At 32.8% G+C, this 12,959-nt stretch carries 9 protein-coding genes; all 9 read left to right on the plus strand.

Annotation, left to right across the window (positions count from 1 at the left end):
* Nucleotides 1–104: 104 nt before the first annotated feature.
* The 9 genes from GQR95_RS08925 to GQR95_RS08965 all read left to right on the plus strand — a co-directional run bounded on the left by GQR95_RS08925 (nt 105) and on the right by GQR95_RS08965 (nt 12,888).
* Nucleotides 105–920 carry a universal stress protein gene (locus tag GQR95_RS08925; protein WP_159022846.1) on the plus strand — a complete coding sequence of 272 codons (816 nt, stop codon included), beginning with the start codon at nt 105–107 and terminating at the stop codon, nt 918–920.
* A 109-nt stretch (nt 921–1,029) separates the two neighbouring features.
* Nucleotides 1,030–1,641, plus strand: a complete 612-nt coding sequence (locus GQR95_RS08930; RefSeq protein WP_159022847.1) for a hypothetical protein — start codon at nt 1,030–1,032, stop codon at nt 1,639–1,641.
* Nucleotides 1,642–1,861: 220 nt separating this feature from the next.
* Nucleotides 1,862–4,834: a protein translocase subunit SecDF gene (gene secDF / locus GQR95_RS08935; RefSeq protein ID WP_159022848.1), complete on the plus strand. Its 2,973-nt coding sequence runs from the start codon at nt 1,862–1,864 to the stop codon at nt 4,832–4,834.
* 363 nt (nt 4,835–5,197) lie between these two features.
* Nucleotides 5,198–7,735: a nitrite reductase large subunit NirB gene (nirB, locus tag GQR95_RS08940; RefSeq protein ID WP_159022849.1), complete on the plus strand. Its 2,538-nt coding sequence runs from the start codon at nt 5,198–5,200 to the stop codon at nt 7,733–7,735.
* Nucleotides 7,736–7,768: 33 nt separating this feature from the next.
* Nucleotides 7,769–8,146, plus strand: a complete 378-nt coding sequence (nirD, locus tag GQR95_RS08945; protein ID WP_159022850.1) for a nitrite reductase small subunit NirD — start codon at nt 7,769–7,771, stop codon at nt 8,144–8,146.
* A gap of 29 nt (nt 8,147–8,175) precedes the next feature.
* A complete protein-coding gene (locus GQR95_RS08950) occupies nt 8,176–8,757 on the plus strand; it encodes a DUF4202 domain-containing protein (protein WP_159022851.1) in 582 nt (193 codons plus the stop codon).
* A 13-nt stretch (nt 8,758–8,770) separates the two neighbouring features.
* The gene (locus tag GQR95_RS08955) at nt 8,771–10,582 is read left to right on the plus strand and encodes an ATP-binding protein (protein WP_159022852.1); all 1,812 of its coding nucleotides are present in this window, start codon (nt 8,771–8,773) and stop codon (nt 10,580–10,582) included.
* A gap of 61 nt (nt 10,583–10,643) precedes the next feature.
* Nucleotides 10,644–11,297 (plus strand): response regulator transcription factor, encoded by a 654-nt coding sequence (locus tag GQR95_RS08960; RefSeq protein ID WP_159022853.1) that lies wholly within the window; start codon nt 10,644–10,646, stop codon nt 11,295–11,297.
* A 175-nt stretch (nt 11,298–11,472) separates the two neighbouring features.
* The gene (locus GQR95_RS08965; protein WP_159022854.1) at nt 11,473–12,888 is read left to right on the plus strand and encodes an MFS transporter; all 1,416 of its coding nucleotides are present in this window, start codon (nt 11,473–11,475) and stop codon (nt 12,886–12,888) included.
* Nucleotides 12,889–12,959: the final 71 nt, after the last annotated feature.

Below are 12,959 nucleotides of genomic sequence, written 5' to 3' on the forward strand. Positions count from 1 at the left end.
TTACTTGAATTGCAAGTCGCTATGTTTAATAAAAATTAGAACTCTTTATTGTTGCGCAAAAATGATAAATTCAATAACTTAGTAGTAGGATAATCTACTTCATTATGGGACCAATAATAGTTGCAACAAATTTTTCTAAATTATCAGATAATGCTGAATTATATGCTGCAGCATTAGCTAAACACTTCAATGTTAAGCTTGTACTTTTTAATGCTTTTCAGATACCTCTTCATGCTTCAAATACTTTATTATCTGCAGATTCAATAAATAATTTAATGCAGAATAATAAAGATCGGTTAGTAGAAAACGCTAAATTTTTAAAAGCAGAATTTGATATTGAAGTTGACTATCAATGTGTGTACGCGCAATTAGAATTTAAAATAGATTACCTCATGGATCAGAACGATTCATCGCTTTTAGTTATTGGGATGTCTCCTAAATCTTTAGAACAAAATTTAATAGGAAACCCTACAACAACTTTAATTAGTATGAAAAAGTTTCCTGTGTTAGCAATTCCTATACATGCAAAATTTAATGGTATGAAAAAGATTCTTTTCGCTTGCGATTTAATGCAAGATGTGCCTTTAAAAACATTAGCAAAATTACGTCAGATATCTACAAAGCTAAAATCTGAAGTGACCGTGTTTTATGTAGATAAAATGATTGATGAATTAAAATTCAATAAATCTGCACTTGGTAACATAGACAAGCAACTTGAAAAAGTAGACTATTTATATAAAAACGTAAAATCGGATACTGTAATTGATGAGATTGAAAAAGAAATAAAAACATTCCATTCAGACTTATTGGTTATGATACCTAGAGAATATGGTTTCTGGGAATCTTTAGTACATAAAAGTAAAACTAGAGTTATGGCTTCCGGTTTAAATATTCCGCTTTTGTCTATTCCTGTAAAGTAATTTTATATATTCTTATTATTGTTTTAGTCTATTTTAAGTGTTTAAAACACTGTTAATAATAAACCAATAACGATATAAAGTAATCTTAAAATTTTCATATATTTGGCGCATGAATTTGAAATGGTACATTAGTACTTTAACAGTAATTGTTGCCTTGTTTTTTGGTGTTGCTAGTCAACAACAAAATACTATGCCTAATCAGGAAATTGTACTGCAGTTTTCTGGCGATGTTGTTGTGCAGGATAAAGCTGAATATGCCATTTCTATTGTTAAGCAACAATTACAGCGTATTGGTGCAGAGAACATTCAGGTTAATGAAAATGAAGCTGGTGTTTTAAAAATTACTTACTATTCCGATTCAGATGTAGAGCAAATTAAAAAAATACTATCTAACGATGATATTTTAGAATTTGATGATTCTCCTCAAGAAAACAACCAATTTCCTTCTCCAGAACACGCTCTAACTTATAATTTTGATGTTTTCGAAATTCATAACGGATCTGATTTTGCTTTTAATCATGCAGGAAAGGTTGCTTTAGAGTTAAAGGCAAGTAGTAATCATTTTAATAATGCAAATACATATCCTGTTTTAGGGTATACTGCAGTTTTAGTTGTGGTGCCTTCAATTAAAACAGCATACAAGTTTTATAAAGATATTGCGCTAGCAATAGATAATAATTCCAAGAAAATACCCGAAGTTAGGGCAGGACCTTTAGTTTAAGAAGGTCTTAATTGTATCCCTATTTCAGAATAATTACATATTATTCTACGTCCTTCTAAAACATAATATAGTAGTGATTGTTTTACATTCATTACTCTAGACAACAAGGCAAATACGGTCTTTAAGTTGTTCTTCAAGAAAAAACTACACATAAAATTTATATGTGAGTAATCTATGTATTGCTCGCATTTCAAAAAATTGATTAATAAATAATTAAATAATGCAGAATAAAGGATTAGTAAAGTTGTTTGCAATCTTGTTCGGTTTGGTAAGTATTTACCAATTATCGTTCACGTTTAAGGCAAATAGCATCGAAGACGGTGCAAAAGAGTATGCAAAAGGAGACTCTGTAAAAGAGGCTCAGTATTTGGATTCATTATCAACAGAAAAAGTATTTAACTTAGGTGTTACAGATTATACGTACAACGAGGTGAAAGACAAGGCAATGAATCTTGGACTTGACCTTAAAGGAGGTATAAATGTTATTCTTCAAGTATCTGTAAAAGATATCTTAAAAGGTTTAGCTAATCATACTAGCGAACCAGCTTTTAATAAAGCTTTAGATGATGCTTCAGAACTTCAGAAAAATAGTCAAAACACATATTTAGAAGATTTCTATATCGCGTTCGATAAAATTAAAGGAGATACAAAATTAGCTTCTCCAGATATTTTTGCAAACAGATCATTAAGTGATGAAATTACTTTTGATATGACAGACGACCAAGTGAAGCCAATTATCAGTAAGAAAATTGACGAATCTATTACATCTGCATTCGAAGTATTACGTAAGCGTATTGATGAATTTGGGGTAACATCTCCAAATATTCAACGTTTAGGAGAGTCTGGACGTATCTTAGTTGAATTGCCAGGTGTAAAAGATGTAGAACGTGCTAAGAAATTATTACAAAGTACGGCTCAATTAGAATTTTGGGATGCTTATAAAGGAGAAACATTAGTCCCTTTTATTATTCAAGCTAACAATGTACTTAAAGAAGAAGTAGCTGCTAAAACAGAAACTACTAAAAATGCAGTTGCAGATGCTGATGAAGCTTCAGAAAGTGATTCTCAAATTGATGATTTATTAGGTGAAGCGGTTACAGATTCTACTAAGGTGGCTGTAAACCCTTTATTAGATTTAATTATTGGACAAGGTTACCAAGGTGGACCAATTGTTGCACAATTTGATGTTAAAGACAAACAAACTGTTTTAGATTATTTAAACAGACCAGATATTAGAGCATTATTACCTGTAGAGCAACGTTACGTTAAGTTTGCTTTTGGTATGCCAGAAAAAGACAGCGATGCTGTAGGTTTATATGCATTAGTAGGGAACAGAGAAAATGTACCACCTATGAGTGGAGCAGTTGTAACTAACGCAACACAACAATACGACCAATTAGGTAAGCCTGCTGTATCTATGCAAATGAATGCAAAAGGAGCTAAGGTTTGGGAAGAAATGACAGGGAAAGCATATTCTCAACAAAGTCAAATTGCTATTGTTTTAGATAATGTAGTATACTCTGCGCCAGGTGTAACAACTGGACCAATTGCAGGAGGTAATTCAGAAATTTCTGGACAATTTACATTAAACGAAGCTGTCGATTTAGCAAACGTTTTACGTGCTGGTAAATTACCTGCTTCTGCAGATATTATTCAAAGTGAAGTTGTAGGACCATCTTTAGGTCAAGAAGCTATTGATAGTGGTGAAATTTCTTTCGTAATTGCATTAGTATTAGTGTTATTATGGATGTTATTCTATTACGGTAAAGCTGGTGGTTTTGCAGATATTGCAATGGCATTAAACATTTTATTAATGTTCGGTGTATTATCTGGATTAGGTGCGGTATTAACATTACCTGGTATTGCTGGTATTGTATTAACTATAGGTATGTCTGTAGATGCGAACGTGTTAATTTATGAGCGTATTCGAGAAGAAATAGCAAATGGTAAAAGTCAAAGAGAAGCTATTCAAGACGGATTTAGTAATGCCTTATCTTCAATTTTAGATGCAAACATTACAACAGGTTTAACAGCTTTAATTTTATTTATATTTGGTACAGGTCCAATTAAAGGATTTGCAACTACTTTATTAATTGGTATTGTAACATCTTTATTTACTGCAATTTTTATTACTAGATTATTAATAGACTGGTATGTTAATCGTGGTGGAAATTTAGATTTCTCTACAGCAATTACTAAAAAATTATTCAGAAACATTAATATCGAATTCCTTCAAAAACGTAAAATTGCTTATATCGTTTCAGGAACTTTAATCGTAGTTAGTTTAGGATCTTTATTTACTAACGGATTAGATCAAGGTGTAGATTTCGTAGGAGGTAGAAATTACCAAGTACGTTTTAACGAAGCAATTACGCCTTCAGAATTAATGCCAGCTTTAGAAGGTGCTTTTGGTAGTGCAGATGCTAAAACTTTTGGTAGTGCAGAGCAAGTTAAAATTTCTACAAAATATAAAGTAAACGAAACAAGTGCTGAGGTTGATGAAGAAATTAGAAAAGAATTATTTTCTGCTTTAAAACCACATTTAGAAGGTCTTTCTTACGAAGACTTTATTAGTGATAATCAACACAAAACTGTTGGTTTAATGAAATCTTACAAAGTAAGTCCAACTATTGCAGATGATATTAAGAAAGAATCATTCTGGGCTGTATTAGGATCTTTAATTGTAGTATTCTTATATATCTTATTGCGTTTCAAAAAATGGCAATATTCATTAGGAGCAGTAACTGCTGTATTCCACGATGTTATTATTGTATTAGGTGTATTCTCGTTAACTTACAAATTTATGCCTTTTAACTTGGAGATTGACCAAGCGTTTATTGCGGCTATCTTAACCGTAATTGGTTACTCGCTGAATGATACCGTGGTTGTATTTGATAGAATTCGTGAGTATTTCCATGAACATACTGGATGGAGCTTAAATAAAGTAGTAAATGTATCTTTAAGTAGTACGCTTAGTAGAACCTTAAATACATCGTTAACTACATTAGTAGTATTATTAGCAATCTTTGCTTTTGGTGGAGATTCAATACGTGGATTCATGTTTGCATTAATAGTTGGGGTTGTCGTTGGTACATACTCTTCATTATTTATCGCAACACCAATCATGTACGATACTTTAGCTGCTTCTGAAAAGAAGAGAAAATTAAAAGAAGCAAATGAAGTTGCTGCATAAGTAACTTGTTTTAATATATTTAAAAGCCTTCTAAGCGTAAGTTTAGAAGGCTTTTTTGTGTTTATATGGTAGCTCTTATACTTGAGTTTAATGTTTAAATATTGTAGTGTAGCTAAAATAAATTGCCAGATGTTTTTATGTGTATTATTTCTTTTATGATTATAAATAGTCTGAAATTGTGACGATTATAGATGTACTGTTCTGAAAAAAGCGTAACGTAATTTCATTTTTGACAATTTTATAGCCCTTTGTTCTGTTTTTTGATAATTATACGTATTAAATCAATGTTTTGCAGCTTTTCATTCATAAAATTAAGTATTAATACTTACTTTTGAAATAAGTAATCGAATAATAACTACGTATATGAAAAAAGTAATAGTTGTAGGAAACGGAATGGTTGGATATAAATTTTGTGAAAAATTTGTAGCTAAGGAAGGAAGTGAAACATATAAAATAACTGTTTTTGGAGAAGAGCCAAGACCTGCATACGATCGTGTTCATTTAAGCGAGTTTTTTGAGAGTCAAGATGCAAAAGCCTTAGAAATGGCACCGAGATCTTGGTACGAAGAAAATAACATAGATTTAGTTACAGATGTTCGTATTACAGATATTCATAGAAGCAAAAAAACAGTAACCAGCGCTAATGAAAAAGAATATGAATATGATTACTTAGTTTTAGCAACTGGGTCTTCTGCTTTTGTACCGCCAATTAAAGGCGTAGAAAAGGAAGGTGTTTTTGTGTACAGAACTATTGAAGATTTAGAAGGTATGCTTGCATACGCAGTTAAAGTAAAAGCAGAAAATCCTAATGCAAGAGCTGCCGTACTTGGTGGTGGTTTATTAGGTTTAGAAGCAGGTAAAGCTGCAATGGATATGGGGTTGGAACCACATATTGTAGAGTTCGCTCCTAAATTAATGCCAAGACAATTAGATTCTAGAAGTAGCCAAGTTCTGCAATTAAAGTTAGAATCTATTGGATTAAATATTCATTTAAGTAAAGCAACCAATCAAATTTTAGGAGACGATGGTTTTATTACAGGAATGGAATTTGGAGAAGACGATAAGTTAGATGTAGAGATGTTAATTATTTCTGCCGGGATTCGCCCTCGAGATGAGCTAGGGAAAACGTGTGATTTGGAAATGGGAGTTCGTGGCGGAATTGTAGTTAATAATAAAATGCAAACGTCAGATTCAAACATTTTTGCTATTGGTGAAGTTGCTTTATATAATCAGATGATTTATGGGTTAGTCGCTCCTGGTTACGATATGGCAGAAATTGCAGCAAGTCAAATTATGGGGAATGAAGAGGCTTTAATGCCTGCAGAAATAGACATGTCTACTAAATTAAAGTTAATAGGTGTAGATGTGGCTAGTTTTGGAGAACCTTTTATGCCTGCTTCAAAAGGGCATTCTGTTATTTTTGAAAATAAGACACAACATTTATATAAACGAATTAATGTAAGTTTAGATGGTAAATCTCTATTAGGAGGTATACTTGTTGGAGATGCATCAGATTATAATATGTTGCATCAAGTCTTTTTAAACGGTATGGCAATCCCGGAAGATCCTGCGCAGTTAATTTTACCGGCAACAGAAGGTGGTGCTTTTGGTAGTGCGTTAGACTTGCCAGACGAAGCTCAAATTTGTTCATGTGAAAATGTAAGTAAAGGTCAGATTTGTGGTGCAATTAAAGATGGTTCTTGCGAAGATTTAGCAGGTGTTGTGGCTGCTACAAAAGCAAGTACAAGCTGTGGAGGTTGTAAACCTATGGTTACAGATTTAGTTACCGAAACTTTAAAATCTTTAGGTAAGACTGTTAAAAATGTGATTTGTGAGCATTTTGAATATAGCCGACAAGAACTTTATGGTATTGTAAAAGCTAAAAAACTAACATCTTTTAATGAAGTTTTAGATGCTTGTGGTACAGGACAAGGTTGCGAAACGTGTAAACCAGTAGTGTCTTCAATATTTGCAAGTTTGTATAACGATACGCCTAATAAGGAAGATGTTACTCAAGATACCAATGATAAGTTTTTAGCAAACATACAACGTAACGGAACATATTCTGTGGTACCAAGAATAGCTGGAGGAGAAATTACTCCGGAAAACTTAATTGTTTTAGGACGAATAGGAAAGAAATATAATTTATATACAAAAATTACTGGTGGTGCACGTATCGATTTCTTCGGTGCAGAGTTAAACGATTTACCTGCCATTTGGAAAGAATTAATAGATGCAGGTTTTGAAAGCGGACATGCCTACGGGAAATCTTTGCGTACTGTAAAAAGTTGTGTGGGTTCTACATGGTGTCGTTACGGATTAGCAGAAAGTATTTCTTTCGCCATAGAATTAGAAAATAGATATAAAGGATTGCGTTCTCCTCATAAAATAAAAGGAGGTGTATCTGGTTGTATTCGCGAGTGTGCAGAAGCAAGAGGTAAAGATTTTGGTATCATTGCTGTAGAAGGTGGATGGAATTTATATGTTGGTGGAAATGGAGGTGCAACGCCAAGACACGCTCAGTTATTAGCCGAAAAAATAGATAATGAAACTGTTATAAAATACTTAGATCGTTACTTGGTGTATTACATTCAAACTGCTGCGCCGTTAATGCGTACTGCTGCTTGGTTAGATAAATTAGAAGGCGGTATTGAGCAACTTAAAAAAGTAGTGATTGAAGACAGTTTAAATATTGTTGAAGACTTAGAAAAAGAAATGCAATTTTTAGTTGATGCTTACGAGTGTGAATGGAAACAAGCGATTGAGAATGAAGATGCCAAAAAACGTTTTAATCATTTTGTGAATTCAGAAGATCGTGATGATAATTTAGTATTTGTGCCTTTAAGAGATCAGAAAATGCCAAAGCTTTGGGAGAAAGATGTTAAAGGAGCAACCCTATAAGTATATACAATTATTGTTTTAAAATAGACAGTTATGGAAGAATTACTATCAAAATACAAAACGGTTAAAACAGACGACGTTAAGGTGTGGTTTAAGGCTGCTTCAGTAGAAGCTTTCCCAATAGACGGAGGTGCATGTGTAAAATACAAAGATTTGCAGATCGCAGTGTTTAACTTCTCACGATTAAATATGTGGTATGCGTGCCAGAATTTATCGCCAGAAAAACAAGAAATGGTCTTGTCTCGTGGTATGTTAGGCGATCAAAAAGGAACGCCCAAAATTGCTTGTCCGTTACATAAAAAGACATTTTCATTAGAAACTGGCGAAAATTTAAATGGAGATTTAGATCCTATTGCAATTTATCCTGTAAAAATAGAAAACAACTTTGTGTATATCGGATTTTCTGAATAGATTTGATAGATATCCAAAATTATAACATTGTGAGTACAAAATTTGAACAGGCCGTAGCATTAATCGACGAAAAGAATGCTCAAGACTTAAATCGTGAAATTGATAACGGAAAATCTATGCCTAAAGAATTGTTGTATTCTCAACGTATGTCTGGATGTCTTATAGATTATATGCCAACAGCCTCAGAAGCGCTACAAATTGCAGTTCGTGCACAACATATTTGCCGTTGGGAAATTCCTAGAAAGGATTATCCTATGACAAAACCTGGATATATGAATTGGCGTAACGATCTTAAAAAAATGCACGCAAATTTAACTGCAGAGATTTTAGAGTCTGTAGGTTATGATGCCGAGTTTATAGACCGTGTTAAATTTATAATCAGTAAAAAATCATTTAAAAAAGATCCAGATTCGCAGACTCTAGAAGATGTGGTGTGTTTGGTCTTTCTTCAGTTTTATTTTGAGGATTTCGCTAAAAAACACGAAACCGATAGATTAATAGATATTGTTCAAAAAACATGGCATAAAATGTCTGATGCAGCTCATGAAAAAGCCATGACATTACCTTTCTCTGAATCTAGTTTTAATCTTATAAAACAAGCTTTGGCTTAAACCTGTTTTTTATATGACCGACTTGAGTAGTACGTTAGATAATAGTACGTTTGATAGACTCCGTCGTTTATATATTATTGCATTAGGAGCTATTGCGTGTTCTGTTTTTATTAGTCAAATTATTGTACGCAATTTTTTGAAAGATCAGCAGGACGATTCTACTGTTATAAACGTTGCGGGAAGGCAGCGTATGCTTAGCCAGAAACTTAGTAAAGAAGTCCTTTTAATTGCAAATACAACCAATGTGTCTAAGCGTTTGGTGTATAAAGACACGTTAAAAGCGACCATTAATAGATGGCAAACCTCTCACATTGCATTACAGGAAGGAAGTGATAGTTTAAAAATTTCAGGAACAAACAGTACTAAAGTTGTAGAGATGTTCTCGCGTCTTCAAGTGCCATTTTCTGAAATGTACGATGCGTCTCAGAACATTATTTCAAAAATAGAACAAGACCCCAAAATAAATTATACCCAATTACAATCTTACGAAGCACAAGTTACAGCAAACGAGTATCTCTTTTTAACTATTATGGATACTATTGTAAATCAGTACGATGTAGAAGCGAATGAAAAAGTAAACTTGCTGCGTAATTGGGAACTGTTTTTAATGGTTTTTACACTCTTATTATTATTTCTAGAATTCCTATTTATATTTAAACCTACAGCAAAAATGGTAAAAGATACCATTAATAAACTGTTGCGTTCAGAACATAAAGCTATAAAAACAGCTTATGAGGCAGATGTGTTGCGCGAAGAAAACGAAAAATCTGTAAAGGAACTCCGTGTGTTAAATCAGGCTATGAATAAAACCTTGTTATTTGCCAGAGTAACATCAGAAGGTTCTATTTTATATATTGGAGAAAAGTTTTCAAAACTCTTTCAAGAAACAAAGGTTACTATTAATTTAAATTTTTCTGAATTAATTTCTGTAGAAAAAAATGATCAAGAATATCTAGAGCATATATTAAAAACGTATCATAAATCTGGATGGCAAGGGGAAATAAAAGCCTCAAAAAGTACAGGCGAGTTATTGTGGCTAGAAATGTATTTAATACCCATTCATGCTTCAGTAGAAAAATCTGAAATTCTTATTATTGCTTCAGACATTACAGAAAAAAAAGAAGCACAACTAGAAGTCGAGTCGTTAACGAGATTGAGTTACGAGGAGAAAATGAATCAGCAGAAAATAATTTCTAGTAAAATTATAGAAAACCAAGAGCAAGAACAAAACCGTATTGCAAAAGATATTCACGATGGTATAGGGCAAATGTTAACCGGTTTAAAATATAATTTAGAAAGTGTAAATTTAAACGATTTAGAAAAAGCAGCATCTAAAATAGAAAACCTAAAAAGTTTAACTGCCGATATTATTAAAGGGGTGCGTGCAGCAACTTTCAATTTAACACCTCCAGAATTAAGCGATTATGGTATTGTGCCTGCTCTCTCCAAACTTACACAAGAGTTGTCTAAACTTACCGGTAAAACCATAGAACTCTACAATCGTAAAAACTTCAATCAGCGATTAGATTCTTTAGTCGAAATTAATATTTATCGTATCACTCAAGAAGCCATTAATAATGCCATTAAATATGCCGATTCTACGTATATTTTAGTCTCTATCTCTCATAGTGAACACATGCTAAGTATTAATATTGATGATGACGGGAAAGGCTTTGATGTAAATCTTCCTAGAAACATTAAGACAGGCGATGGTGGTATGGGAATGACGTTTATGAACGAGCGTATTAATTATATTAATGGTCGTTTGTTTTTAAATTCTTCTGAAGAAACAGGAACGAGAATCACTCTAAATATCCCGATTTAATTAGGTGTTATTACTTAATTTTTGATTATTTTGCTACGTATTAAATAGAATATATAAGTATATGATAAATGTAGTGTTAGCAGACGATCATATTTTAGTTCGCGACGGCATAAAATCTTTATTAGAAGATCAAGAAGGTGTACACGTTATAGCAGAAGCCTCTAATGGAAAAGAAGCTTTAGAAGTTGTAGAACGTGCTCTTCCAGATGTTCTTATTGTAGATATTCGTATGCCCGAAATGAATGGTATTGAGGTTGTTGCTGAATTAAAAAAAACGAATAAAACCATAAAAACCCTAGTGCTTTCTATGCACGACTCCGAAGAATATGTGTTAAACGCTATAAGTGCAGGTGCAGACGGGTACCTTTTAAAGGGATCGAGTAAAGAAGAATTTATGAAAGCTTTACATATGATTGCTGAAGGAGGTAAGTATTTTACTGGAGATATTTCGTCTATTATTATTAACAGTATGATTAATAATGGTGGAAAACAATTAGAAGAAAAGGAAGCTCCTGAAGCAACTTTTAAACTAACTAAGCGTGAAAAACAAATTTTAGGTTTAGTGTTAGACGGAAAAAGTAATAAAGAAATCGCCGAAGATTTAGATGTTAGTAAGCGTACAGCCGAAGTACATAGATTCAATTTAATGAAAAAATTAGACGTAAAGAACTTAATAGAGCTTACAAAAGTTGCTTCTAAGTATCGTTTAGTTTAATGTACTTAGATGTATATCATTATATTATAGCTTTTTAGATGTTATTATTAAGAGATTAATAATTAAAGCTTGAAATTTTACTATCTACGTAATAATTTAAAAATTACGTAGATAATTACGTATAAATTAAGTATTATTACTTAGTTTTATCATGTAAACGTAAAATTCCAATGTTATGAATTCAACTAAAGCCACAAAATTAGACCTTTTAAATATAAAGAGTCTTCCTATCCGAACGTTTTGGATCACTTCAATTGCCTTTTTTTTATGCTTCTTTGCTTGGTTTGGTATTGTACCTTTTATGCCAGATGTTGTTAAGGATTTAGGGTTAACACCTTCGCAAAAATGGAACTCTATTATATTAGCGGTTTCTGGAACTGTATTTGCCCGTTTGTTAATTGGTAAATTGTGTGATAAATACGGACCACGTTTATGTTATTCTTGGTTATTAGTTTTAGGATCTATTCCTGTAATTTTATTAGGTTTTGTACAAACACCTCTTCAGTTTTTAGTTTGCCGATTCTTTATTGGGTTTATTGGAGCCTCGTTTGTAATTACTCAATTTCATACGTCTATCATGTTTGCTCCAAATATTGTAGGAACTGCTAATGCAACTTCTGCGGGTTGGGGAAATTTAGGAGGTGGAGCTAACCGTTTAGGGATGCCTATTATAGCTGCTGCTGTGATTGCTTTTGGAGCAGCAGAGTCTGAAGCTTGGCGTTATTCTATGATTGTTGCTGGTGTGGTTTGTTTCTTAATGGGACTTGTGTATTACAACTTTACTCAAGATACGTTACAAGGGAATTATAAAGATTTAAAAGCGACAGGAGATATGCCTGTAGCTAAAAAAGACGATGTTAGCTTTCTTGAAGCAATAAATGATTATCGTGTATGGATTTTGTTTTTAGTTTATGCAGCATGTTTCGGAATTGAATTAACAGTGTACGGAACGATGGATGATTATCTTCAAAATACCTTTCAGCTAGAGCGTGTTACAGCCGGTAATATTGTATTGTCATTTGCTTTAATGAATATTTTTGCAAGAACATTAGGAGGTTTCTTCGGTGATAAATTTGGAAAATTAAAAGGATTACGCGGACGTGTATTATTCTTAGCAGTTATTTTAGCTACTGAGGGAATCATGTTGGCTCTCTTCTCTACTGCAACAGGAATTGTTGTTGGAATAGCTTTATTAATATTGTTTAGTTTAACAGTGCAAATGGCAGAAGGCGCAACGTTTTCAGTCGTGCCCTTTGTAAATCCAAAAGCGATTGGTTCTATATCTGGAATTGTTGGGGCAGGAGGAAATGTAGGTGCATTTTTAGCAGCCATCTTATTAAAATCTAAATCTGCAGTAGCAGAGAAAGCAGCAATTACAGCAACCGAAGGTTTGGGGTCAGATGTTATTGAAGCAGCACAATCTGCAGCATCATCGGATGCCGTATCAAGTGGATTTTTATTAATAGGGATTACAGTGATTTTTGTAGCCTTGGGTGTGTTAGCTATTAAGTTTTCAGCAGTTGCAGATAATGTTATTGAGAAAGAAATAGAAGATGATATTGAAGCAGAAATGGCAGCTCAATCTGTTTAAAATTAAAACATTAGAAATACAGTTCAATAATATATAGTTTCATTACTTTTAAAAGAATAGACAACATATAA

Source organism: Formosa sp. L2A11 (genome assembly GCF_009796865.1).
Lineage (GTDB): Bacteria > Bacteroidota > Bacteroidia > Flavobacteriales > Flavobacteriaceae > Formosa.